Genomic DNA, 25316 nt, shown 5'->3' with positions numbered 1-25316 from the left:
GGCGCGACCCGTGGGCCAACGAACGAAACCGACTCCCAATTGTCGCCTGATCCCGTGCCCGACCGCGATCACCGTGCTCCTGCTTTGCATCTGGTTGGAGCAGTTGACCTCGACTCAGTTATGGTCCTCCGCTTCCTTGCAATCACGATGGTTTCGGCCGGCGTTGCCGCCCCCCCTCAGCCTTCGCCGGCTCGAGCGCGATTGGAGCGTCTTTAGCCGCTTCGCGCACCGTGCGCCAGACGTTCTCCGCCGCTAGATCGTGCTTGTCGGCCTCTACAGGGCTTGGTCGGGTTGGCACTAGACCCACCTGCGCCGGTGTGGTGATCGCCCATCGCATCTTGTGGACTTCCCTCTGGCAGTGAACCCCCTTTAAGGACGGGCATTTGCATCGTCCGAATAGGCAGACGGGCTTCCGCTGGCGCGGATGCATGCATGGGAGAGCCACGGCCCGATCTCACTGCCTTGCACAGCGCCTGCTCCGTGCGCTGAGCCGCCGCGGAGTGGCTGGCCTTGAGACTTTAAGCCGCCTGGAAGTGCAATTGTGGAACGGCTGCAACCAGCTTCCTCGTATAGGCTTGCCGAGGCCGTAAAAATACGTCGTCGGCTCCGCCGGCTTCGACGGTCACGCCGTGATTCATGACAAGAACACGGTCGCTCAGGTGGTGCACGACGCCGAGATCATGTGAGATGAATAGATAGCTGACGCGCAAGTGAGACTTGAGATCGCCAAGCAGATCGAGAATTTGCGCCTGGATGGATACATCAAGTGCCGCGACCGGCTCGTCACATACGATGATCTTGGGGCGCGGAGCAATCGCGCGGGCGATCGCAACCCGCTGGCGTTGACCGCCCGACAGTTCGAGTAGCCGCCTGGTTCTGAAGCTTGGTGACAGCCCCACAAGATCGAGCAACTCGCTGACCTCGGATCGTCGACTGGCTCTGTCGAGGGGATCTCCGCGGCGCCTCGCCAAGGCATCATCAATGACGCGCTCGATGCTCCAGCGCGGATCGAATGAACTTAGTGGGTCCTGGTAGATGACCGAGATATCCGATCGCCGCTGGCGGCGCTCTTTCTCAGTCGCTGCAGTCCACGGCGCACCTTCGAGCGTCACCTCTCCCAGGTCTGGCCTTTCGAGCGCGAGCGCCATGCGTGCCACGGTCGTCTTCCCAGACCCTGACTCGCCGACGATACCAAGCGTCTCTCCAGCGCCGAGGCGAAACGAGACATCATTGACAACGGTACGCAGCTTGCCGTCCGGTCCACGAAAGCGCTTGACGAGCCCTTCCGCTTCAAGCAGCGGTCTACTACGCTGTGCGATATCCGATTGGGCCAGCGCTTTGGTCACGTCGCGTTCAGCCGAGATGAAGCGCGGCGCCTTAGAGGACGAAAGACGGCTGCCGCGTGACCGGACGGATGGGATCGCCTTAAGAAGGCTTCTGGTATAATCGTGTCTTGGATTGCCAAAAATCTGTTCTGATGAACCATGCTCGACGATTTCACCGTGTCGCATTACGATGACTTCGTCGGCCATCTGCGATACCACGGCAAGATTGTGGCTGATGAGGATCATGGCCTTCCCGCGTTCGCGGGTCTCGCTGAGCAGATCCAGGATTTGCGCCTGGATCGTAACGTCCAGCGCCGTCGTGGGCTCATCTGCGATCAAGAGAGCTGGATCGAGAGCGATCGCCGTCGCAATCAAGGCTCGTTGTCGTTGTCCGCCTGACAGCTCATGTGGAAGCTGCCGCGCCTTCACCGCCGGCTCGGGCACGCCGACGAGCTTCAGAAGCTCAAGCACCCGTTCTGTCAACTCTGCGCCTGTCCTGATTGCGCGGTGAACAGTCAGGGCTTCACCGATCTCCTTGCCAACCGGTCTTAGCGGATCGAGCGACACCAGTGCGTCCTGTAACACGAAGCCGATACGCTTGCCGCGCAGGGCTCTCCATTCCGTGTCACCCAGGTGACCGATACTCTTCCCTTGAAAAGTCAGGCGGTCAGCTTGGACATGAGAACACGCCCCCGTAAGACCAACCAGCGTCCGGGCCGTAACGCTCTTGCCTGAACCAGATTCACCGACGATCGCAACGCACCGGCCTTCCTCAACCGTAAAAGAGACCCCCTTTACCACAGCTCGCCGCGAATGGGCCGGCCCGAAGGAAACGTTGAGATTTTGTATCGTGAGCAACGGGTCGCTAGCGGGCGGCAGTGTGGCGTCTTGCCGGAAGGAGGCTGCGGGATAGGTCACATTCATGAAAGCTCGATCCTTCCTTCCAAGCGTTGCTGAACGTACTGGCCGATGACAGTCACGGAGAGCGCAAAGGCAGCGATGGCGATACCGGGCATGACCTCGAGCCACCAGGCATAGATCACGTAGTTACGCCCGGCATTGAGCAGCGCGCCCCATTCCGATGAGGGGGGCGCAACTCCCAAGCCTAGAAAGGAAAGACCGGATGCCCAAATGATCGCTTGCCCGACACCGAGCGTGAACATTGTCGCAAGCGGGCTGATTGCGTTGGGGAGAATATGCTTGAACAGGATGCGTCTCGGCGAGTGGCCTAGCGCCTTTGCCGCCTCAACATAACCGGTCGCTTTAACGCTCAGAACCTGCACCCTCACCATCCGCGCATATCCGGGCGATGTTCCAAGGCCGACTGCGATGACCAGCGTCGGGACCGAGGTGCCCAACAACGAAACGAAGAGAAGCGCAAGAAACAGAGTGGGGAGAGCGAACAAGGCGTCGAACAGCCGGCTGAGCACATTGTCGATCCAGCCGCCAGACAGGCCCGCCGTCACGCCGAGTGCAAGCGCGAGGGCAAGGCTGAGCGCAGTCGCACCTAGCCCAATCGAGAGAGACTGACGTGTCCCCGCCACGATGCGGGAATAGAGATCCCGTCCGGACTGGTCCGTCCCCAGCCAATGCGTCAAGGAAGGGGCCTTGAGAGGTGACGTCAGGCTCAGCACTAAAGGATCATGCGTCTGAAGCAGTTTCGGCGCAATCGCCGCGATGAGGAAGAACGCCATAAACAAAGCCGCGACATAGACCCGAACCGGAAACCTACGGGCGCCCGTCAGCACTCTTGCAGTTATGAACGCCTTTGCATGTCCGGCGGAGCTAGTGGCGAAACTCATGCCTCTTTCATCCTGGGATCGACGAGCTGCACCGTGAAATCCACGATCAAGCTGGTAGCGACAAACAGCGCTGCTGAAACCAGAACCACCCCCGAGACGACCGGGACATCCCGTGTCGAGGTTGCTGCAACAAGGACGCCGCCCAGCCCCTGGCGGCCGAAGACCGCTTCGATCAATACCGCGCCGGAGAGCAGCTTCCCTATGATCCAGCCGGAAAGCGTGATCCCCGGCAAGGCAGCATGGCGCAGAGCGTGACGCAAACGGACACTGAAATCTCCCGTGCCGCGCATTCTCGATGATGTGATGAAAGGCTGATCAAGAACCCGTGTGAATTCACTCAGGACCGCTTGACCAAGGAAACCGTAGATTTCCAGGGCCAGGGCCATCGTCGGCAGAACGAGGCCCATGAGCGTGTTGCCGCCGACGACAGGGAACAAGCGAAGCTGGATCGCGAAAACGACCAGCAGGATTGTCCCCAGCCAATAGGGCGGCAGTGTTGCGAGGAAGACCTGAAAGCCGCCTAGCGCCTTGGACCATATGTTGTCACGCCCGGCGAAAAGAACCGTTGTCGTGATCGTGATGATCCAGGCCGTCAACATCGCGGCAAAGGCGAGTGCAATCGTCGGTCCGATCTGGCGCGCAATCAGGTCCGTGACAGGTTGATATTGAACGTAAGACTGCCCAAGATCTCCGTGCATCACGTCCCTTATATACTTTCCGTATTGCGCGATGACGGGTTGATCGAAGCCATATCTGGCGTTGATGGCAAGCAGCTGGTCCCGAGGAATCTCTCCCACGTTTCCGGTATTTGCATTGAAGATGATCTGGGCGCGTTCGCCGGGCATCAGAAACTGCACAAAGAAGGTGAACGTTGCCGCGGCCCAGACCACAATCAGGCCGGACAAGAGCCGCCGCACCAGCCAAAAGCTTCGATTGCCTATCGTCTTCACCGCATTCATTTCTTGCCGGTGAAATATGCGTCCGAGAAAACGGGCTCGCCCACCGACCCGCTGTCGAGCCAGATGTCCTTCACATTATTGGCCAAAGCGAGGGTGACATCCAAAACCGTGTAACTCAGGGACGGCGCGTTCTCGACGATCCGCCGTTCGGCCTGCTGATAAAGCGCGATGCGCTGCTCCTTGTCAGCGGCCTGTTCGGCCTTCTGGATGATGTCCCACAGCGGCAGATCCTGATAGCGGGATGGATTGAAGGGATTGCGCACACCATTCAGGTCCGGCTTGTACGAAATCCGATAGATCTCGGCGCCGGGCGCAACCCAATACAGGGGAACGATCTCATAGTCATTTGGACCAAAATTCTTTCCGGCCCAGAAATCAGCTTGGTTGGTGGGCTGGAGGCGCACGTCGAACCCTGCAGCCTTCGCTTGCTGCTGGATGATCTGCAGGACCTGATCGCCATCCGGAGGCGAAAAGGCGTTGGTGTAGGTGATGCGTATGATCAGCGCTTTGCCGTTCTTAGCTCGGATGCCGTTTGCATCGCGCTCCGTCCAGCCGGCCTCATCGAGCAGCTTGTTCGCCTTCTCGATGTCATAGGAATAGGATTTTGAGAGGTCGCTGACATATTCCGGGGAACTTTGGCTCAAAGCGAAATTGCCCTCATAGGGCAGCGAGCCGAGAAACGCCGCTTGCACGGCAGCACGCCGGTCGGAGGCGTAAGCAAAAGCCTGCCTGACACGCAGGTCGTCGAACGGCGGTCTCTCCGAGTACAATGCAAGCCGAAGCGGCGTTCCGCCCGTGAGGTGACGCACGATCTTGAACCGCGAATTGGCCTCCTGCCAATTGACGGCCGGGATATGATAGACAACGTCGGATTCGCCGGTCAGAAGTGAGCCGTAGCGTATCGTGGGGTCAGCAAGAAAACGCCACTCGATGCCTTCCACATAGGCTGGGCCTTGATGCCTGGCCGTCGCCGGCGCCGAATTATAGTTGGGATTTCGACGGAATATGACGTTCTTGCCGCGATTCCATTTCTCCACGATGAACGGACCTGAACCCACCGGGCTTTCGCAGTTCACGGCCTTGCCGCGCTTCAGCGCCGTCGGCGACAGGATACCTTGCGAGGACTGCGTAAAGACATTCAGCAGCGGCTCGAATGGCGTCTTCAAGGTGATCTTGAGCGTCAGCGGCCCGGTCACCACCGCGGATTCGAAGACGCCCTTGAGATAAGGGCTGGCTGTGGGGTTCTCCAGCTCCGGATTGTCGCTCAGCCATCCATTAATGTTATCGACGACCGCCTGGGCGTCCAGAGGCGTCCCGTCCGTGAATTTGATGTCGGGCTTGATCTGGAAGGTGTAGGTTTTTCGGTCATCCGAAACGCTCCAGGCGGTCGCAAGCCAAGGCAGGATCCTTCCGTCTTCAGCCCTGGCGACCAGATTGTCGCTGAATTGACGCTGCAGGTACCATTGCTGCACCCAGCCACCATAGAGGCACGGCGGTTCCTGGAAGTGACCGTACCGGATGATCCCGCCCGATTGTGGCTTGCCAGCAGAAGCATCTTCCGCCTTCACGGCATCCGCTATGGTAAGGCCAGACATCGCGACGGCGATGATTGCGGCGTGAGACGTCAAACGACGGTTCAGATTTTTGAGAAGAAACGCCGAACGAACGGCAGCCGGCTTAGACATGATAAGCTCCGATTGCGATAAAGGAGAAGCACTCAGGCGGCGGAGACCTGGTCGGTGGGCTCGCCCTGCAGTGGAATGCCGAGGTGCTCGCGCAGCGTTTCGCCTCGATAATCCGAGCGGAACAAGCCGCGCCGCCGGAGAACGGGCACGACATGATCGACGAACGCAGCAGTGCCGTCGGATAGAACATCCGGTATGACGTTGAACCCGTCCACTGCGCCAGCCCGGAACCACTCTTCGAAGGAAGCGGCAATCTGCTCCGGCGATCCAACCAGCACCCGGTGACCGTAAGCAGGCGCCTCGACGATGATCTGGCGGACTGTTTTGCCGGAGCGCACGAGCGCTTCCACAGTGCGATACTGGCCGATGGAAAAAGCCGCGTCCGCATGTCGCGGCAGCCAATTGAGGTCGATTGGTTCGTCGATCTTCAGCCTTTCGGCAGGAATACCGAAACGACTGGCCAGCCCATCAACGGCAACGTCGAAGTTGAGAAGGTCATCAAGTTCCGCCTTGCGCGTGATCGCTTCCTTTTCCGTTCCGCCGACGAACGTGACGACGCCCGGCAGGACGAGGGGCGCCCTTCGTCCATGTTGAGAAGCAAACGACCTGAGGCGATCGGCCTCCCGCAAGGCGATTTCCAAATTGCCTGTCGATGAGAACACGGCATCGGCGCTTCGGGCCGCGAACTGAAGCCCTTGATCCGATCCGCCGGCCTGGAAAATAACCGGCTGCCCCTGCCTTGAGCCCGGATGTGTCAGGGGCCCGCTGATGTCGAAGAACTCGCCGGCATGCCTCGTCGTCCGCAGCCTGCTCGGATCACCAAACCGCCCGGACGCTTGGTCCAGAATAAGGGCGCCTTCTCCCCAGCTATGCCAAAGGGTTCGCACGGCCTCCACGAATTCTTCAGCGCGGCGATAACGGTCATCACGGGATTGCTCGTGGCCGCCGAAGCTCCTCGTCGTATAGACATTGGATGTCGTAACTGCGTTCCAGGCCGCGCGGCCGCCACTGACAACGTCAAGCGACTGGAATCGGCGCGCGAGGTTATAAGGCTCGTTGTACGTGGTGGATGCCGAGCCGATCAGACCGACAAATCTTGTTTCTCGTGCGATGCTGGCAAGCGTAATCGTCGGCTCGATGCCATTGAGGGGTGGGCTTTTGTCGATTGCCGGATTGAGCGCTGGCGTGTCGGCGAGGAAGACCGCGTCGACCTTTCCACGCTCGGCGAGCTTTGCGGCTCGCACGTAATGCTCAATATCGTAGAATGCCCAGGAGGATTTCCGGGCCACCGCCACGCTGCTGCATGTCCCCCAGCGCCATGCAGGTTCAGGCCAAGGTGAAGCTCACGTCCAAGCGGCGACGTCATCACGCGATATATCCGCCACGGGTAGTGGTAAGCCGGAAGCTCAAAAACGTCATCGCACTCTTCTCAATCTTCGGTAGCCATGAGCGCGTCATGGCGCTTCAACATTGTTGAGGAGCCGACCAGCGTCAACCACGCAGGAAAAATAAGAATGCCTGTTTCAATTCGTGCCGCCGGATAATTGATTTTTGTTGGAAATGCATCACGGCGCGGAACGATAAACTCCGCGACTGACAAACCCCATCTTTCTGGTTTGCAGTCACATCGATGGAGCGATATCGGCGACCAACTCAGAGCCACATACACACATGCGCTGCAAATTTATCGAGGCGTTAGCGACAAGAGCGTCATCTGTACCCTGCGCAAAACGATTGTATCTCAGGCGGATGGCTCCCGGAACAGAAGGGCGCGATCGTGTCGCAATCAGGCTTACGCGTTCTGATGTTTCAGGACTGACGCCGTTCAGAATTGCTGCTCGCCCTCGCCTGGCAAGATGATGGCGCGTCGTGCTCTGAAGTTTCCAGCCGTGGCCACAAGCCGAGCCATCATCGGGGCAAAGAGTTGAAAGGGATCACTGATCGGCTGTCCCGTATCGATCGACCTTGCTCGTTCACGTTTGGGCGGTGCGCCGGAGGCGCATCGCCTTAAGAGAATTGGTACCCGCAGGAGCGTGAGCATAACGACGCCGAAGGCGGCACGCGGGACCGAGTGCAGTCGCGAGACCGGTTAAAAAGGACCCGAGCTCGGGGCAGTGATAGCGACGCCGGAATGCGATGACGGCGGGACCCGAGAGCGAGTGCCTCCGGCGAGCGGCTCAATGCGGATTTGCGTCTCCTTGGTATCAATTTTGCTTTTGTGGTATCGTCTCACTCGTGCGCATGTCTATGCACGGTGTGGGCATGTTCACTGAGAGCCAATTCTTACAGAGGACGACATGGCCAAGAAAGCAAAGAAGGCAAAGAAGACCGCGAAGGCAGCTACCAAGAAGGTGGCAAAGAAGACTTCAAAGAAAAAGAAGTAGTCATATCGGACTGATCTATTGCCGCCTCCGGGTCGAAACCCGGATGAGAAGCGAGACCTCCCAAAGGATATGAAGCGTCCTTTGCAGCCGTTTGGTATCGCGGCAAGCTGAGATAAGGCCGGACCTTTGTGCAGGTGGCTGCTGCATAAAGGTCTGGTTTTTCGTTTCTGCCCCGCGAGGGCGTGATCTGGTCGTGCGCAAGGGATCGAAGCCGCATGGCCGAGACGCTGCGCGGCTCGGTTCACGAGAGCCCGGTGCGGGCGACAGCCGCACGCGCAAAACGACAAGGAGCAACTAACTGAGCTCGGACGTCTGAAGTGTCGGAAAACGGTTTCTCTAGTTCGTTCTTGCCCACCCTAGCACCTCGCCAAGCTGAATATTCCGCCTTCGAAAAACCACGAGATCCCACGATCTCGAATCCCAGTCGTGTGTTAGCGATGGGGAACGTCTGCGGGACTAAACGATTCGTCTCAGCGTGGGAGAACCTTTCAATGCTGATGACCAAGCAGAGACGGCCGGCGATCCGCACCCTGCGCGGTTGGGCGATCAACGTGCTGAACGAAGCCGGCGCCATCCGCGAGTGCGAGGAGCACGGTTGGATGCAGGACCGCGCCGATCCGCATGCACGAGAGCGCGCCTTCGATATCGCCCATCAGGACCCGCCAGCAGACGTATCCCGTGACGCAGCGGAGGCCGCGGTTCGCGACCTGCTGGACTCGATTGGTGATACCTGCCCAGAATGCCCCCCTGACGAGGAGGACCGACGCTAAGCACCGATGCCAATCCGTCTCCTACTCAGCGGCCTAGCCGCCTTTCCACGCGCTTCCGCGTATTGCCGACCTTTTTGACAGCCTTCTTCACCGCCGGCGCCGACTTACCTGTCTTCTTCGCCTCGTACCGCACTTCGTAGTCCTGCCCGCCGGCCACCCGTGCCCGGTCCTGCTTGCGTCCGCGGGACGTCTTCGACTTTTTCGCTGCCGCCATGGATACCTCCTGTTCGTGGCGTCGAGGCAGCGCAACAAGGATTCGCCGGTTCCGGAACGATTCGAACTGTGCCAATTTGAATCGCCTGTAGCGTGGAGTTCTTCAGTGGCGTTTCAGCGTAAAAAGCCGGCGGCTATCGGCGTCAAAACGCCCTTCCCCGGCTTCATCGACCCGGCCTTGGCCACCTCGATCGAGAAGGTGCCGTCCGGAGAGCGCTGGATTCACGAAATCAAGTTCGACGGCTACCGTGTTCAGGTCCATCTGGCCAACGAGACGGCGAAGATCTTCACCCGGCGCGGCCACGATTGGACGCATCGCTTCAAGAAGGTCGCTCATGACGCCTGGCGGATCAAGGCGAACTCGGCGGTGGTGGACGGCGAGATCGTGGTACCGGCCGCCGACGGCACGACTGACTTCTCGGTCCTGCAGAACGAGCTCAAGGGCAAATCGAAGAGCATCGTGCTCGTCGCGTTCGATCTGCTCTATCTGAACGGCCGAGATATCCGGAAGCTACCGCTCTTTCAGCGCAAAGCCGAACTCAAGAAGATCCTAGGCGGCACCGACATCCAGTTCAGCGAAAGCTTCGAGATAGATGGCCGCGAGATGTTCGCGCACGCCTGCAAGCTCGGCCTCGAAGGCGTCGTTTCGAAGGTCCGGGGCAGCGCCTATCCGGCGGGACGCACGAATGATTGGGTCAAAAAGACCTGCGTACAGCGTGAGACGCTGACGATTGCCGGCTTCGCACTCGATGGGACGAAGTGGGACGGAATCTACGTCGGCCGGCGCAGGGGCGACGATCTGGTCTATGCCGGCAAAGTCGACCACGGCTTCGACAAGGTCTCGGCCGCCGATCTGCAGAAGCGGCTTAAACCCCTCATCCGAAAGACCCAGCCTTATACCAAGCGCATTGGTCACAAGGGCATCTGGATCGAACCCAAGCTTCTGGCCGAGATCGAGTATCGCGCGAAGTCGGCCGAGGGAAAGGTTCGCCACCCGTTTTTTAGGGGGCTTCGGGAGGATCTGTAATGGATGCCTTTGACCGCTTCTGGCAGTGGGCGAACAAGCCCGCGGAAAGTCCGCTGACGATTCCGGCCGAGCTGCATCAAGCGGTCATGGAGCTCGCTCCCGAGGACCGAGCGGAACGCACCACGGTGAACCGAGCCGCAGCGCGCTCACCAGACCCCGAACGATGATCGCTTGACGGCAACCCTTTGCCTTCCCTCGGTGCCGCCGAGCAAGAACTGCCAAGAAACTAACTCCGTGCGCGCCGCAGCGCAGCTTCCAATCGCTCCCTCTCCTTATTCCAGCGATCGTCTTCGGTTTGCGATCTCTTCGCGAGAGCCTCAAACCTCGGCCTGGATGGCGGCAGCCCGCTTCGCGTGCTCCTGCTCCGCCTTGTCCAGCGCAGCCTGCGCCTTGTCGACCGCCTGCTGACGGCGCTCACGTTCTCTCTGCCTGGCGGCCTCCTCCCTCGCCCGTTCACTCTCCTGGCGCCTCTCCTCCCGTTCGTAGGCAAGCGCAGCCTTCCGCTCGGCCGTCTTGTCGACGGGACGTGAGGAAGGCTTCTTCGCAATTTGGCCCTTCGATTTGCGCGGGGCGTTCGTCGTTCTTCTGTCCCCGCCGTGATCGGAGGGCAGTTCAGCTTGCTCGCTGAAGGATCGGTTGGATCCGACCGGGCGCCTGAGAACGACGCCCGGCTTCTTCATGGCCGCAGCGATGACGTCCGGATCGTCGCTTTCCTTCGCCGCGCCTTGGTGGAAGAGATTGCTGTCGGCGCCCCAGGCTTCGAGGGCCGCTTTCATGGAGGAGGAAGGCGGCGATCGCCAGATCGAAGAAGCCCAAAGAAGTCTGGTAGGTTTTGAGTTTTCTCGCCATCGGTCCGGTCCGCCCTCCTCAATCGAGCGTCAACGTCACGCATGCCACGGAGCCTGCGGAACAAGACGCGGCCCCGAAGCGTTCCCTAATCCTTGAAGGACGTCCATGCATTTCGCAACGTGCTCTTAAGGATTGGCCTCGAATGAGCCGGACGTCGACCCTGCCCAAGCGCCTGCAGCCGATGCTCGCAACGCTCACCGACGCGCCGTTCGACGATCCCGGCTGGGTTTTCGAGGACAAGTATGACGGCTTCCGGATGATCGCGGAAATCCGGCGAGGCAAGGTTGCGCTCTACAGCCGAAATGGCAAGATCATCAGCCGCAGCTATATCGAGGTCGCCAAAGCACTTGAGGGCGTGAAGGGCGATGCCGTGATCGACGGGGAGCTCGTCGCGATCGGAAAGGACGGCGTCTCGCATTTCCAGTTGCTTCAAAACGCGCTGCGCCATGAGGCGAAGCTCCTGTATTGCGCCTTCGACCTCATGTTCGCAGACGGTGAGGACCTGCGTGCGCTGCCGCTCCTCGAGCGCAAGAAGCGGCTCAAGGCCATCCTTCCGCGCCACAAGCTCGTCGCGTTCAGCAACCACCGCAAAGGCAAGGGAACGAAGTTCTTCGCAGATGCCGAGCGGAGACATCTCGAAGGCATCATGGCCAAGCGCGCCGATAGCCCGTACACGTCCGGACGCCGGACCGCCGACTGGCTGAAGGTGAAGACCGCGCAGCGGCAAGAGGTCGTGATCGCCGGCTTCACGGCGCCGAGGCGAACCCGGCCTTTCTTCGGCGCTCTCGTCCTCGCGGTACGCGAAGGGGATGCATGGCGGTACATAGGCCACGTTGGCACCGGCTTCAGCCACCAAGTTCTCGAAGAGCTTCACGGCAAGCTCATGAAGCTCAAAACCGCCAAGTCACCGTTCCCTGCCAAGGTGAAGGATGAGCAGGTCACGACCTGGGTGCGTCCTGCGTTGGTCGCAGAAGTGAAGTTCGCGGAGTGGACCAGCAACGGCGAGCTGCGCCAGCCGGTCTATCTCGGGCTGCGGTCCGACAAAAACGCGAAGGACGTCGTACGCGAAAAGAGCTGGCCGCGAAAATAGCGCCGCCGAGACGAAGCGTAGACCTGTTCAGCCGGCGTCGCGCTCAGATGCCGAAGGCCATGGCGGCAAGGGCGGCAACCCGAGAGCCTTACGTACCGGTCCGAACGACCGCCGGTGAGCTGCGCATGCGCCAAGCCTGGCGAGCGCTTCATAATGAGCCGGCACCGGGTAGCCCTTGTGATCCGCGAAGCCATAGCCGGGGTGTCGCACGTCGAGCGTCCGCATGACGGCATCGCGCTCGACTTTCGCGAGGATGGAGGCGGCCGCGATGCTGGCGGACTTGGCGTCGCCTTTGATGATTGCCTGCTGAGGGATGTCGATTTCCTTCAGCCGTTTCGCATCGATCAGCAAGTGTTGCGGCGTCAATCCCAGCCCCCGGACCGCACGCTGCATAGCCTGAATGCCCGCCCAATAGATGTTGATCGCGTCGATCTCCTCGACCTCGACGAACGCCACAGACCAACACTCCGCCTTTTCCATGATCTCCTTCGCGAGTTCTTCGCGAGCCGCGGCGTCGAGTTTTTTCGAGTCGTCGATTCCGACTATCCGCGTGCCCGGTTTCAGGATCACGGCGCCAGCAGAGACCGGCCCGGCGAGAGGGCTCATTCCAGCCTCGTCCACGCCTGCCACGGCGTGATGGCCTGTTTCCCACAGAGAGGTCTCGAAGCGGAGCATCTTGCGGAGGCGCTGCCCTTCCGACCTATTTTCGAAGCGGCGTTTATCGATTGAAGCCAGGATGGCACGCGCTCCGGCGCGGGTGTCGGCCCGCAAGATCTGCTCGACGCCGGCCTCGAGCGGTCTTTTCTCGACGACATAGCGCTGACGCAATACATCGAGTGAGTACTGGGACATTAAGGCCTTCGTGAAGATTGACTGTTGGGGAGCATGTCAGTGAACTTTATGGCGATTGTCTGAAGTAGCTATACCGCCTCACCGACCGCGCAACGCCCTCTCAAAAGGAACCCGGCCAGCTCTCCCGCGCGGGTTCGGCCTTCATTTCCTCGCTACATTGTCGCTCGCCGGCTCGGTAGAAGGACCCGTGCTCAGTCGCCGTCCCGAGTAGATCGGGGCCGGCATGGCCGCAAACAAGGTAACGGCGGTACGCTTGGGACTGGGGAGGCAAATCGACAGTCCGGGACTATCAAACGCTGCTCCCATTTGGCGGATTTTTCTTCCCTCAGTCGCTACCTCAAGAGGCGTTTGCTCTTGCCCGTTCGCGCGCCTCGCGCCGACGTTCACGTCTTTCGCGCCGTCGCTTGGCACGATCGGCGGGCTGCCGCAGCGGAGGAACAGGCGCCGGCGAGGTCGCACTCGTCTCCAGAACTGGAGGCGCCTCGGCCCTTTCCAGGGCCGTTGGCCGCGCTTCCATCAATTCGAGCAACGCCCGTCCTTTGGACGTGATCTTCCATCCTCCGCTGATCCGTTCGACCAATCCTTGTGAGAAGATGTCGAGGTCGGGCACTCTGGCCGCGAGGCGCCTGGTCCGGTCCGCCCAGTCGCGGCCACTCGTCGCCAGGATGGCCATATCCCTCTTGAGGTCCTCCATCACGGCAAAGCCGTCCGGATAGGCTACCAAAATCTTCAGGACGGTGACCTGGAAGTTCACGCCGGCCCCCGCGATCAGCGCCACATTGTCGGCGCATGCGAGAGGGCGTCGCGACCAATCTGTTTGAGACCTTCGGGAGAGATCTCGCCTCTCGTCGCAGCCTCTAGGATTTTCGACGCGACGTGGGTACGTGCCCCGATCTCGCGGTGCGAGACGCTTTCACAGACTTCATCGAGAACCGCGCGCAAAAGCGCGGTGGTTGCCGTGTCGAACATAAGCTGCCCCCTAAAGGGAAAATCTAATCCTAGCGCAGTTTCGCCCGCTTGGGGATTCAAGCATGTTAAACTTTGCGGACGGTGCACTGCACCCATAGCTGCGTCTCGGCCCCCAATGGATCGGCTCGCTGGCCGAAGCCCCCAAAACCGAACTGATTAGGCTGAAAGACTACGCTGCCCAAACACTCTCCCCAGCGCAAATCACGCAACTTGATAAACTTCCGCAGTGGCGCGGCCTGCAGCGCGCAAAGTGTCCCCTCTCATTGCAAATCGCGAGGTCGACGGCTCTATGCGCCGTTGGTTCGGCCTCGCGGCTGTCGCCTTTCTGCCGGTCAGCGCGATAGTCTCACGCGACCTCGTCGAGATGGGATTTACCATCCGCCAGGGCCTGCGCGGATGACGAAGGAGTGACCGTCTGGCGTGACTGGTGCTTCACGATAGTCTAGGCCGACTTTCGCTGCGGCTTTGCAGCCGGCTTCTTGGCCGCGCCCTCCTTCGCCGTTTTTTTGCCGGTGATCGGCATCAGCATTTCCTTCTGCCCAGCCGCTGCCTTGCGCGGCTTCTTGGCCCTCTTCTTCGGAGCCTCTGTCGGGCTCGTCGCGTCCCGTCCGATGCTCTTGCGCAGCGCGTCCATCAAGTCCACGACGTTCTCACCTCGAGGACGCTCTTTCGCTCTAATGGGTTTGCCGGCGCGCTTCTGGTTGATCAGATCGATGAGGGCGGTTTCGTACTGGTCTTCGAACTTGTCCGGCTCAAAATGGCCCGCCTTTTGATTGACGATGTGCTTCGCGAGATCAAGCATGTCCTTGGTAACTTTGACATCCTGAATGTCATCGAAATACTCATCCGCGGAACGGACTTCGTAGGGATAGCGCAGCAGCGTGCCCATCAGCCCCTTATCGAGCGGCTCGAGCGCGATGATATGCTCGCGATTGGTCAGCACCACACGGCCGATTGCGACCTTGTTCATCTCGCGGATGGTTTCCCGAATGACGGCGAAGGCATCGTGCCCGACTTTACCGTCAGGACGCAGGTAGTAGGGGCGAATGAGATAGCGCGGATCGATCTCGCTGCGGTCGACGAACTCGTCGATCTCGATGGTGCGCGTCGATTCCAGCGCGACGTTCTCAAGCTCCTCCTTGGTCACCTCGATGAAGGTATCGGTATCAACCTTGTAGCCCTTGACGATGTCCTCGTTGTCGACCTCCTCGCCGGTGTCGGCGTCGACCTTGGCGTACTTGATCCGATGGCCGGTCTTTCGGTTCAGCTGGTTGAATGAGACCTTTTCGGATTCCGACGTGGCTGGATAGAGCGCGACCGGACAAGTGACGAGGGAGAGACGAAGGAAGCCTTTCCAGTTGGCGCGTGGGGCCATCGCGGGGGAACTCCATTATTGATGCCGGATTCAAGACGAACGGCTTGCCTTGGTTCCGACATCCCGATCCGTCCGACAGGCCGATTTTTCTCCCTGGGCCCTTGGACTGACTCGACTTTTGTTCACTTTATGTCCTAATCGAGGAATGACCGACCGACCCGCAAGCTGGCGCATGACCCCAAAGCAGATGGAAAGACTGGCAGCTGACGCGGCGCGGAGGCCTATTCCCCCCGTCGCGGCTCCAGATGCGCCGCTCCCGGCCGAATACTGGGACTCAGTCCTCAAAGACCCTCGCGCCGGCACGACCGAGGCCCACATGCGGCAGCGACGTCTCTCCGAATTTGAGCGCCACGTACTTCGCGTCTCCTGCCGCCGTTGCCAGCGAATCGTGGAAATCCAGACTGTCGATGCAGTGCGATTGTATGGCGGCAACGCGCTCTGGAAGGACGTCGCGCAGCGGTTGCTCGACAACACCTGCCAGCAGCGCACCGGCAGGCATGAAGAAGACGGGTGCTGGCCAGCATTCGAGACGCCGTAGCCGCTCTGCATTTGCCGATCCGATCTTTGCGCCTGGATGTCCGGATGGCCCCGAAGTATCACCCTACGCCCCTGTCGGGCGGCGATCGCAAGGCTCTGGCAAAAGAGCTCGGCAAGGCGCGCGCTATGGCCAACATCCTGGCTACCCAATCGGCGGAGACGCGGGCCAAGGGCGAGGCGATGATCCAGCAAGCCGATAGGCTGCTTTGCGAAAGCTGGAACGAGCGGATGTGGAGTGACGGCGAACCGATCGATCCGTCGCCGACCATCGATCAAGCCGTGAACGGAGGCTTCCCCTGGCTGGAGATCAGATGCGCGCGCTGCAAGACGCCGAGCGACGTGGACCTCGCGGCGATGAAGCACCCGCCGACCACCTTCGTGCACGATCTCGCCAGCCGGCTGCGCTGCCGCAAATGCGCCAAGGTGGGCCGGCGTCCATCCGCGACTCTGCTACAGTTGACGTGGCAGCCGCGCCACCCTCGAACCGAATCCTGACCGATGTGTAATCTTTATTCGATCACGACCAACCAAGCCGCGATCAGCGCGCTGTTTCGTGTCGTGAACCGCTACGTTGGTAATCTGGCGCCGATGCCGGGAGTTTTTCCCGACTACAAGGCGCCGATCGTGCGTAACGGGGCCGAGGGCCGCGAACTCACCACTGCGCGGTGGGGAATGCCGTCGTCGTCAAAAGCGCTGATGGACGCCACGAAGAAGCGAGTCGAGAAACTGCAGGCCAAGGGCAAGGCAGTGGATTTCAAGGAATTGCTCAGAATGGAGCCGGACAGTGGAACGACCAATATCCGTAACGTGACGAGCAAGCACTGGACTCGCTGGCTCGGCGTCGAAAACCGCTGCGTGGTGCCGTTCAACTCGTTCAGCGAGTTCAACAAGGCCGAGGGCGGCGATATCTGGTTCGCGCTCGATGAGAGCCGTCCCCTCGCCTGCTTCGCCGGCATCTGGACCAACTGGACGTCAGTCCGGAAGGTCAAGGAAGGCGAGACCACCAACGACCTCTTCGCGTTCCTCACGACGGAGCCAAACACCGAGGTCGCCGCCATCCATCCGAAGGCGATGCCCGTGATCCTAACGACGCCGGACGAGGTAGAGGCCTGGATGACGGCTCCTCCGGACGAGGCCCTGAAGCTACAGCGGCCACTTCCCGACAGCAATCTTCGGATCGTCGCCCGCGGCCTCAAAGAAGACCCCCTCGGCTTGGCGTCGTGACTGACGAGGCCGACGACCAAACGGCCGCGACCCCGTCCAATCCTTGGCGAATCAGACGATCGCGCGACACTGACATATCCTGCAATTTTTGGGTCGATAACTTCACTTCAGATCATATAGTTATCCTCCGCATACGAATCACGCTGTTGCACTCTGTCCAAAGGATTACGTCGCCATGGCGCGAGGTCCGAAGCTAGGAAAGGCCACGCTCGACGCACGGTTTACGTTTGCCGACACCGCGTTTTCCAGCGGCGTCGATGGCTGGCATTCTCAACTTCGTTTTGCCACCGGCATCGCCGACGGCGAAGACTATCTCCTCCGTCTGTTTAAGAAGACCGGATCTGCGCTCGACGAAGACCTGAAACGACTCATCACGCACGGTCTCAGGCGTGTCCGGCGCGTCCTGTCGTCACGCCGTGCACGACAGCTGTTGGTTGAGGTTCTTGAAATCGTCGAGGACCAGGATGAGATCGGCATCTTAATGGTCGATCCGGGTAGTCCGATCTCCGGGTCGTTGCACAGGGTTCGAGCGCGAGAAGGCCGGCTGCTTACGACGGCCGGTCGCAAGGTGTTTTGGCGCAATATCCTGCGCGTAGCCGAAGGACTCGCGCTTTGTCATGATGCGGGAATTGTGCATGGCGCTATCAGCGAACATGCGATCTTCTCGCATAGCGATGAGAAGGAGGATTTCCGACTCGGCGGCTACGAGGCGTGCGTGCACATCGCCGACGGCGATATGGGCGGCGCGGGACATCTCCTGCGGCCCTCGGGCACCGTATCGTTCCGGCAGGACTGGAGCGATCTGGGGCAGACGGCGTCCCGTATCCTTGGCCTTACCGAGGACGGCGGTGGACCTTCCCTGCTGCCGATCGAACGGCGCATGCTCAATCGCCTTGCCAATCCACCGCACCATCAGCTTTTCGACGGCAATATTGTCCTGAGCGAGCTGACGGAGATCGTGGCCGATCTTGAGCGGTCAGGATCGAGCGCCGAGGGCGAGCTCGTTCTCTATCCCTCGCCTCAAGTCATCCAAAGCGACCTTCCGGCTCTCACGTCGGGCACGATACAGGCAGATGACCGGGATGCAGTCCTCCGGTTTGTCGAAGACGATCTGAGCGGACCAACGGTACGTACTGTTGCTGTGGATCAGGCCTTTGTGCGTGTCATCACTGATCTTGCTGCCTATGGCGTGAAAGTCGTCGATGATTGTGTTGGCATGATCGAGAATGCCAACAAACGGCGGCCTGATGATCACATCTTCGATGCCGTCGAGGTTTCTCACAGGGTATACCTCGCGCGAACCCGGAAGAGCGCTGAAGAACGGGTGCGCAAGCTTGGTCCCGGTGCCAAGCAGTGGATCGACGCCAGTGGCAATAGCCGCGCGGCTCAACGACCCGACGATATTCCGACCTGGTACGCCCTCATCCTCCTCGAAGCCTTTACATGGTTGCGCGAACAGTTTCGCATCTATCCCGTCGAAGTGCTTCATCCGCCATCGGACGGAGATACCGATTTGGCCTGGATCGCATGCCGCGAGGATGACGAGCGCGACATCCGGCGCAAAATGATGGGACTACGTCCGGCATACGACGCCTTGGGCCACGAGTTGAGGTACGACGATGGCAAGCCGAATTGGACGCTGTCTCGCCTTGATGCGCTCGCCGGCGATCGCGAGAGGCTGCCCGAGCTCAGTTATGAAGGAACGGGCGGCATCGTCGAGGGGCGCCTGACTTACACATTCGCGACCAGTGAAGCGGTCGTGCCAGGACAGACTCTCTATCTTCGTCCTCGACGCGATAGCGGATTCGAGCGCGCTATCCGCCGCCGCCTTCAAAATATCGTGGCGGCCCGGACCAATATTGAACTCTTAAGAGCGATCGACGATCCGGCACAGGTCGCGCTGGACGATGCGCTACGCGATATTGCAGCTCCCGGCAGCACGCCGCCAGACGATATGGATGCATCGAAAAAGTCCGCATGGGACGCGATTGTGGCCGGTAGATCCATCAATGTCGTTATCGGCCCCCCTGGCGTCGGCAAGACCTTCCTGATCTCGCATCTCGTCAAGAGTATTTTGGGAAAGACACGGGACGCCAGGCTGCTGGTCTCGGCCCAAAACCACGAAACCTTGATTCAGATGGAGGACGAACTCAAAAAGACTCTGGCGGGCGGTCCGGAGATCGTGGTTCGTGTCGACCGCACACGACCGACCGACGAAGTAACCTCCCTGCGAACGAGCTCCATTGGTCTGCTCCAGTCGGTCTCAGTGGCAGGCCACGCGGCTGAAGCTGCGATGGTCAATCAACGCCACCAAATCAAACAGGCCCTTCGACCCGTGGATCCGTCGGAAACGGTGGTTGCCGACCGCGTGTTTCGCGATACCGAAAATCTGTTGCTACGATCATCCGATGTGACGCTTGCCACGACGTCGTCCCACATTATCGAAGAAATGATAGCCGACGGCGACCAGTTCGACTGGGTCATCGTGGAGGAGGCTGCCCGCGCCAATGGCGCGGAACTGATCGGCGCACTGTTGCTGGGCAACAGGAGGATCGTGGTTGGAGACCATAACCAGCTGTCTCCATTCGATGCCGCGCAGCGGCAAAAGTTCTACGATGCTGAACGCGCGTCGGAGCTGCTGCGAGGCGCGAAAGAGCAGCTTGAAACCATCTCCGATCTGCCGCCAGAAGTGAACGAGGCGCTCGATACTATCAAGTCGAACGAGCTTCTGCTGAAGGAAGTGCTCGCGACAGCAGCGCGTCTTGAAGAGCCCTTCCGATCAATCGCAGAGCGCGAAGAGCAGCGGGAAAAGGACTCGAGACGGCCGAGTACGATCGTCAACACTCTCCTCGAGCAGAGCCGCATGCACCCCGCCATCGGGGACCTTGTCTCGAATACTTTCTACAACAGAAGGCTCGTTCCCTCCGATCGCGTCAAGCGTCGCGCACTGACTGTTACATCGACCGCACCTCACCTCGCCGCGCCGATCGTTCTCCTCGATTTTCCGCCGCTCAGTGTGACGAAACGGCGCAATTTCGAAACGAAAGTGAAGCGATCGTACCGCAACGACCTTGAAGCTCAGCTTTTGATAGCAGCTTTGAAAGGCCTGCAGGCCGTCGTTGGCGGCGATGGCCGCCGGCCCACGCTGGTGATCCTTTCGCCGTATCTGGCGCAGGTTAATTGGTTTAAGCACCTGCTTAACCAACGGATCAAGAAAGACAAGACCTTGTTTGGCTTCGCCAGCCCGCGCAGCAACGGAGAGTTTATCTTTACGAGCGACAGCTTCCAGGGCGGCGAGGCCGACGTCGTCGCCGCCAGCCTCACGCGCAACAATGTCATGGTCGGATCGCGCGCGCTCGGCTTCGTTAAGAGCCCGCAACGCATGAACGTGCTGCTCAGCCGCGCCAAGCAAAAGCTTGTTCTTGCCACAAGCCAAGACTTCATTCGCGACGTGGTGGACGGAATAGATCCCGATGGAAACAAAGATGAGCTCGAGTTCCTTCGCAAGATGCTGAAGGAGTTCGCGACGCTGGCCGGAACTGATTACGACCTCATCAGAAAGGACGGCACCACCGGCAAGGTCAAGGGTGCTTCCATCATCACGGTCGATGAGAACGGGAGATTTCCCGCGTGAAAATCTACCTTCCCGCCTGGCACTATCGTGCGCGTGCCATCGTCCAACGCACCTGGGGATGGAGCCCAATTGAGGAAATGATCTTGCTCGCGCTCGATCGCACCCCGGACACGATCGAGGGTGTTGCTGCGTCGCTCGGAATTCCTGTCCAGGTCGCCGGCTCGACCATCGCGCGGCTGATGCAGTTCGGCCTGGTCGAGATTCGGCTGTCACCTGTTCCCCAACTGGCAACAAGCACTGTCGGTCACGACTTCATCAGGTTGGGGGGCGCTTTGCCAGAGCGAACCGAAGATCGCGAGATTCACATCAGTCTTGTGCTGGAGAAGGTCGGGCACTCCGTCTTTCGCAACCGCGACGTCGAAACCGCCCCGCTCCATCGATTGTCCCATGCGGATCACAAGGTTAACTTTCCTGCGGGGCCCGATGAGACCGATGACACGATGGCAGTTCGCGTCACTCAGTTTGTGACGAACATGCTTCGCCCAGGCGAATGGTTGCGCGGCGTGCAAACCGTCAATTCCGTCCTCGAAAGGAAATACCTCGCCATCGAACTCAATGATGTGAAAAACGGTCTGCTCCCCGAGGGAGCCAGTCAGGACCTAATTGGCGCCCTTCGAGCAACGATCAAAACCGGCATCCTTCCTGAAGCCAGCGATCCACAACCGGACCGGTCACCGACCATCGATACGATGATATCCACCGACGACTTGATCATTGGTGGCAACCAGCATCTGGAGACCTTCGAGCGCATCGTCGGCCAGGCCGAGGAAGACGTCTTTGTACTTTCGACCTTCATCACGCCGCACGAAGGAAAATACACGGAGCGCCACGAACGTGTCCGCATCGCGCTCGAGCGGGCATGTCGACGTGGCGTGCGTTGCCATTTGTTCTATGGCACCGTGCTTGACGCCGAGAGAAAAAATGCAATCGCAATGCAAGAGCTGAACGTCCGGCTCTCCTCGGCGCGCCACGCGCGTGGTTTTGTGCTTGCACACCGCGACTCGGTTCGAAGCCACGTGAAATGTCTCGCCGCAGATGACGGTCATGGAGGCGCTGTCGTCTTGCTCGGCTCCTCCAATTGGCTGTCGTCGCCTTTTTCGGCCGTGGAGCTTTCTGTCGAGCTCACCGAAAATCGGGCTGCAGCGGCCGGCCTGGATCTTCTGCGTTCGATCATCTCGCCTCTTTCGAGCGCAAGTCGTTCGATCGAAACGCTTCAGTTCATGGCATCGGATTTGAGGCGCGCCAGAAGCCCCTTATCACCCACCACCGACACCGGTCACCGTGTACCGGTTCGGATGACTTTCCTGCAGGCTGACGATCACGAGCGATTGCTCCGGCAGGTGGCGCACGAGGCCGATGAACGTTTCGTTTGCTGCAGCAACAAGGTCGGCGCGCCCATGGTGCCTGGGCTCTTCAACCCGGCCGAAATCGCGGGCCGGCGCCTCGACGACGTCCGTGTCTATTTTTCGCGCCCGTCTGGACCCATCAAGCGGCGGCATGTCAGGGCCCACCGCGATCGACTAAACGGCGTCGTCGATTTGATTGCCGTGGAGGATCCGCAAGTCCACGCGAAATTCCTGCTCTGGGGCAATGATGATGTCGTCGTGAGCACGATGAATTGGGGCTCTCAGACCGGTTCGCCCGACAATCCTCTCGACGAGATTGGCCTGCATCTGGAAGGGGAAGGCCTGGCTACTTCCCTCTTGGCGAAATTCGAGGGACAGCTCGGGGACTGATCGACCCATACGACGGGTTATATCAACTTTGTACGCGCAATGATCTGTATCTGGTGCCGAAACAAATTTGAACGCCTTTCGACTGAGCACGGCATCCCTGAGGCTCTCGGCTGCCCGGAAGACTTGGTCTTGCGCGACGTGATGTGCGTAAACTGCAACAACGCTTTGGGGACGCTGGATCAGGCCCTATTAAAGCAGTTCGAGGTGGTGACTGTCGTCTATGGTGTGCCCCGAAAGGGCGGGCGTAGACCTACAATTGACAGCTGGCGCGCCATCAGCAGCAAACACTCGGCGACTGGACAGATATTTTTCTCAACGCTGGGCCTCAAACTGTGGAAGCAGAGGGAAAGCGCCTGCGCCAGCGGCCAAGTCCAACGGTATTTTTGACACGTGGATAGAGCCGGAGGCCGGCCGGCTCGGATTCAGGCAGCAGTTCGGGAATGACCCTCGTTTTGTGCGTGCGCTTTACAAGATCGGGCTCAACCTTATCGCAAGGCACTATGGCGTAGCCGAAGCAGCTGACACACGATACGAACATATTCGTGTGTTTGTATGGGGCCGACCTGACGCGCCAGCACCGCGTGCGGCGAGGGACACAACTCAAACCTTGGGACCTGTTACGAGTGCGTCCACTCCGATCGCAAAAGACGGACGTGATTTTCCGGTGTTTAGCGTAACGATCCTTGGTCTGATGTTCTTGATCGACATGTCACCGCAGCAGCCGGGCCTTCGTGATTTGGAAGCCGCGGCGGCTCTCCGTAATGAACCGCTCGTTTTTCTGCCGCCAAGACGGCCGTTATCAAGTTGCTGAACTTCCAGGCTGGCTGCAGCCGTTTTCACTCGCCCTAACCGTATTGGGCGCCTTGAAGGATTATGGCAAATCTCGAAGCTGGCAATGCGATGGCGCGCAATCCAGCGAAACTTCTTGAGCTCGATGCAGTGCATACCGACACTACCGCTTGCCGTAACGACGCCTCAAGAGCGCCAAACATTGCCGCATCGTTTGCTCGTCCTTTGTGTGGACGGTCGGAGAGACTAGGCCGGGCAGCTCGGGATCGCCGGCTGTCATGTAGAGGCGAAGCATATCGGGCCGCGGAAGCAGCTTGGATGCTTCTCGCTCCAGCTCATCCACCCATTTCGCTTTCTTGATCAACTCTGCTTGAAAGCTGCGCAGCAGACGGGTTGCAATTTCGAGATACCCTCCAGATCGTGCAGCGGCTTCGCGCGGCGACATCCCGTCGAGGTTCGAGTGTGGTGCCTCTAGCCAATTCGAATGGGCATCGCCGATCCACGATATTGAAAGAGCCGTGATTGTCTCCAGCCGCTCCAAACGCTGCAGTCGCTCTGCTTCCTCCTCTTGGGCCTTGCGCTGGGCGGCCCGGCTGTCGTGGATCGAGCGCATCGTCTTAAGCACGCCGCGAACCGGCAGCCCAAGATCGTGGGCCTCCTGCTCAGATTCATCTTTGAGAACTGCAAGCGTGGTCGCGAGAGCTCCTTTCAACGCCTGCCAAGCAGCATCGCCCTTGATAGCGATTTGCTTCAGGGATTGCTGGCCATCCGGCGCGTGCTCCATCCAGGATGCGACTTCGAAGCCCTGTCGCTCAACATCGGATCCAAGGAGGGCTATGCTTTCGCCGAGACCTTTCAGAGATGCTAGCCGAGCCGCCAGCTGTGCAGCCTCTCGATCGGCACGATCTTGCTCAATACGGCGCTGATGCAATTCGGCGGATCGCCGCTGCGTCTGCTTCCATGCCCAGCCCGTATCTTCGACTACTCCCTTGACAGCAAGATATCGCAGGAACTTGACCACGGCCCGTTCGGCACCGCCCTTAGGAAGGTTAGCGTCCACCAGAAGCGAGTCCTCGTTCTGGCTGCGGCTAGCGAACTCTTCCGTGATCCAACCGCGCGTACGGAATTCTCCGATCACGGAGAACGGGGTGACGCCACCGAAACGCGGCACCATGTCACAAAGGATGCCAGCCTGCCATACCTTGGGATGAACCGTGAAATATCCCTCTCCCACGGACGGTCCGTCGAGGAGCTCGGCATCTCCCGCCGCAGCAACAGCTCGTACTTGGGGCGAGTGCTGCCAGGCATAGCCTAATGCCTTTCGTCGGGCGGAAGCGTAGGCTGCTTTGACCTTCTCGATCTGGTTTCGACGCCTCTCTTCCGCCGCAGCTGCTTCCTGTCCAGCTATTCGCTCCAGTTCATTTCTAACGTGAGCGGCCCTGCGATTGTAGATCCATTCGCGCGGAGCCGATGTTAGAATTGCCTCGTCGAGGCCAGCTATCGTCGTGTCTCGGGACAGCGCGGACAGATCAATTTCGACTGCCGAGATGCCCGCAGCCGCGATCTTCGTTCGCTTCTCCGGGCCACAGCGATGCGTCACATAGACCTCGACCTGCATTCGATCATCGCCTTTTCGCAGGATTACGTCCGGAATGGTTTCGCCGTCCATGGTCTCCAGCATAGCTGAGTCAAAGACGAAAGTCTTTGCTTGACGAATTGTCCTGGTGCGCGCGCCGTACGTGGCCTGCACGGGAGGAAGGACGAGGCTTTTGCGGCTATTGAGCAGTTGCTCAGCATAGTGGTGAAGCGCCGTCATATTGCCGTGCTTGCAGCTAGGGGCGATACCTGCAGCCCGCTCCGCCGCCGTGAGTGGCGCATGCGCGAAGTGATGGGCGATGTCACCGTCAGGCTTTCGCGCGACGAGCTTTCGACCGCAATTTTTGGCCGGACACTGACACCCACATGACGAGCCACGCGATGCCTGCGAAATGTGAATGATCTCCCCGTCCCACCGCTTGCCAAAGGCAAGCCTCACGCCGTCGCGGGCGAAGAAGGCGTGGCCAATTTTGGACAATGCAGCCAACGGATCCATGGCG

At 59.8% G+C, this 25316-nt stretch carries 22 protein-coding genes and 2 pseudogenes; 11 read left to right on the top strand and 13 right to left on the bottom strand.

Annotated features, from left to right (window positions below):
* Positions 1–46: 46 nt before the first annotated feature.
* Positions 47–256: pseudogene (locus I6F37_RS30380) on the top strand (nickel/cobalt efflux protein RcnA); the annotation flags it as partial.
* Between the two features lie 262 nt (positions 257–518).
* On the opposite strand, the gene I6F37_RS30375 reads toward I6F37_RS30380, so the two are convergent.
* The 6 genes from I6F37_RS30375 to I6F37_RS30350 all read right to left on the bottom strand — a co-directional run bounded on the left by I6F37_RS30375 (position 519) and on the right by I6F37_RS30350 (position 7371).
* Positions 519–2249, bottom strand: a complete 1731-nt coding sequence (locus I6F37_RS30375; RefSeq protein WP_225128644.1) for an ABC transporter ATP-binding protein — start codon at positions 2247–2249, stop codon at positions 519–521.
* Complete coding sequence (locus tag I6F37_RS30370) at positions 2246–3127, bottom strand: ABC transporter permease (protein ID WP_225128645.1); 882 nt, start codon at positions 3125–3127, stop codon at positions 2246–2248. Before I6F37_RS30370 ends, I6F37_RS30375 begins: the two co-directional genes overlap by 4 nt.
* On the bottom strand, positions 3124–4086 hold the full coding sequence (locus I6F37_RS30365; protein WP_225128646.1) for an ABC transporter permease: 963 nt from the start codon (positions 4084–4086) through the stop codon (positions 3124–3126). The genes I6F37_RS30370 and I6F37_RS30365 overlap by 4 nt, the downstream gene beginning before the upstream one ends.
* Positions 4083–5771 (bottom strand): ABC transporter substrate-binding protein, encoded by a 1689-nt coding sequence (locus I6F37_RS30360; protein WP_225128647.1) that lies wholly within the window; start codon positions 5769–5771, stop codon positions 4083–4085. The genes I6F37_RS30365 and I6F37_RS30360 overlap by 4 nt, the downstream gene beginning before the upstream one ends.
* 32 nt (positions 5772–5803) lie before the next feature.
* The gene (locus I6F37_RS30355) at positions 5804–7060 is read right to left on the bottom strand and encodes an NtaA/DmoA family FMN-dependent monooxygenase (protein WP_225153549.1); all 1257 of its coding nucleotides are present in this window, start codon (positions 7058–7060) and stop codon (positions 5804–5806) included.
* A 140-nt stretch (positions 7061–7200) separates the two neighbouring features.
* Complete coding sequence (locus tag I6F37_RS30350) at positions 7201–7371, bottom strand: hypothetical protein (RefSeq protein ID WP_225128649.1); 171 nt, start codon at positions 7369–7371, stop codon at positions 7201–7203.
* A 1275-nt stretch (positions 7372–8646) separates the two neighbouring features.
* Here I6F37_RS30350 and I6F37_RS30345 point away from each other — a divergent pair.
* The gene (locus tag I6F37_RS30345; RefSeq protein ID WP_225128650.1) at positions 8647–8925 is read left to right on the top strand and encodes a hypothetical protein; all 279 of its coding nucleotides are present in this window, start codon (positions 8647–8649) and stop codon (positions 8923–8925) included.
* Positions 8926–8950: 25 nt separating this feature from the next.
* Here the strand turns inward: I6F37_RS30345 and I6F37_RS30340 are convergent, their stop codons facing one another.
* The gene (locus I6F37_RS30340) at positions 8951–9139 is read right to left on the bottom strand and encodes a DUF3606 domain-containing protein (RefSeq protein ID WP_225128651.1); all 189 of its coding nucleotides are present in this window, start codon (positions 9137–9139) and stop codon (positions 8951–8953) included.
* A gap of 105 nt (positions 9140–9244) precedes the next feature.
* Here I6F37_RS30340 and ligD (I6F37_RS30335) point away from each other — a divergent pair, with 105 nt between their 5' ends.
* Positions 9245–10165, top strand: coding sequence for a non-homologous end-joining DNA ligase (gene ligD, locus I6F37_RS30335; protein ID WP_225128793.1), 921 nt, complete (start codon positions 9245–9247; stop codon positions 10163–10165).
* Positions 10165–10332 (top strand): hypothetical protein, encoded by a 168-nt coding sequence (locus I6F37_RS30330; protein WP_225128652.1) that lies wholly within the window; start codon positions 10165–10167, stop codon positions 10330–10332. Before ligD (I6F37_RS30335) ends, I6F37_RS30330 begins: the two co-directional genes overlap by 1 nt.
* A gap of 59 nt (positions 10333–10391) precedes the next feature.
* Here the strand turns inward: I6F37_RS30330 and I6F37_RS30325 are convergent.
* Positions 10392–11014, bottom strand: a pseudogene (locus tag I6F37_RS30325) (cell envelope biogenesis protein TolA).
* Between the two features lie 142 nt (positions 11015–11156).
* Here I6F37_RS30325 and ligD (I6F37_RS30320) point away from each other — a divergent pair.
* On the top strand, positions 11157–12104 hold the full coding sequence (gene ligD / locus I6F37_RS30320; protein WP_225128795.1) for a non-homologous end-joining DNA ligase: 948 nt from the start codon (positions 11157–11159) through the stop codon (positions 12102–12104).
* Between the two features lie 27 nt (positions 12105–12131).
* Here ligD (I6F37_RS30320) and I6F37_RS30315 read toward each other — a convergent pair whose 3' ends face one another.
* From I6F37_RS30315 to I6F37_RS30300, 4 genes are all read right to left on the bottom strand, one after another.
* Positions 12132–12956 carry a ribonuclease HII gene (locus I6F37_RS30315; protein ID WP_225128654.1) on the bottom strand — a complete coding sequence of 275 codons (825 nt, stop codon included), beginning with the start codon at positions 12954–12956 and terminating at the stop codon, positions 12132–12134.
* Positions 12957–13293: 337 nt separating this feature from the next.
* Entirely contained in the window at positions 13294–13710 is a 417-nt protein-coding gene (locus tag I6F37_RS30310) for a hypothetical protein (RefSeq protein ID WP_225128655.1), read from the bottom strand.
* Positions 13711–13724: 14 nt separating this feature from the next.
* Positions 13725–13925, bottom strand: a complete 201-nt coding sequence (locus tag I6F37_RS30305) for a hypothetical protein (protein WP_092220504.1) — start codon at positions 13923–13925, stop codon at positions 13725–13727.
* Positions 13926–14367: 442 nt separating this feature from the next.
* Positions 14368–15300, bottom strand: a complete 933-nt coding sequence (locus I6F37_RS30300; protein WP_225128656.1) for a Ku protein — start codon at positions 15298–15300, stop codon at positions 14368–14370.
* Positions 15301–15445: 145 nt separating this feature from the next.
* Here I6F37_RS30300 and I6F37_RS30295 point away from each other — a divergent pair, with 145 nt between their 5' ends.
* The 6 genes from I6F37_RS30295 (at position 15446) to I6F37_RS45980 (ending at position 22818) form a co-directional block, all read left to right on the top strand.
* A complete protein-coding gene (locus I6F37_RS30295; protein WP_225128657.1) occupies positions 15446–15838 on the top strand; it encodes a hypothetical protein in 393 nt (130 codons plus the stop codon).
* Between the two features lie 44 nt (positions 15839–15882).
* Positions 15883–16332, top strand: a complete 450-nt coding sequence (locus I6F37_RS30290) for a hypothetical protein (protein ID WP_225128797.1) — start codon at positions 15883–15885, stop codon at positions 16330–16332.
* Positions 16333–16335: 3 nt separating this feature from the next.
* Positions 16336–17061, top strand: a complete 726-nt coding sequence (locus tag I6F37_RS30285) for an SOS response-associated peptidase (RefSeq protein WP_225128658.1) — start codon at positions 16336–16338, stop codon at positions 17059–17061.
* Between the two features lie 175 nt (positions 17062–17236).
* On the top strand, positions 17237–20695 hold the full coding sequence (locus I6F37_RS30280; RefSeq protein WP_225128659.1) for a DEAD/DEAH box helicase: 3459 nt from the start codon (positions 17237–17239) through the stop codon (positions 20693–20695).
* On the top strand, positions 20692–22431 hold the full coding sequence (locus tag I6F37_RS30275) for a hypothetical protein (RefSeq protein WP_225128660.1): 1740 nt from the start codon (positions 20692–20694) through the stop codon (positions 22429–22431). Before I6F37_RS30280 ends, I6F37_RS30275 begins: the two co-directional genes overlap by 4 nt.
* A gap of 39 nt (positions 22432–22470) precedes the next feature.
* A complete protein-coding gene (locus I6F37_RS45980) occupies positions 22471–22818 on the top strand; it encodes an HNH endonuclease (protein ID WP_225128661.1) in 348 nt (115 codons plus the stop codon).
* A gap of 565 nt (positions 22819–23383) precedes the next feature.
* On the opposite strand, the gene I6F37_RS30265 is transcribed toward I6F37_RS45980, so the two are convergent.
* Positions 23384–25312 carry a hypothetical protein gene (locus tag I6F37_RS30265; protein ID WP_225128662.1) on the bottom strand — a complete coding sequence of 643 codons (1929 nt, stop codon included), beginning with the start codon at positions 25310–25312 and terminating at the stop codon, positions 23384–23386.
* Positions 25313–25316 lie beyond the last annotated feature (4 nt).

The organism is Bradyrhizobium sp. NBAIM08 (assembly GCF_020193935.1).
Taxonomy (GTDB): Bacteria; Pseudomonadota; Alphaproteobacteria; order Rhizobiales; family Xanthobacteraceae; genus Bradyrhizobium; species Bradyrhizobium yuanmingense.
This window is presented reverse-complemented; position numbering and strand designations above follow the sequence as displayed.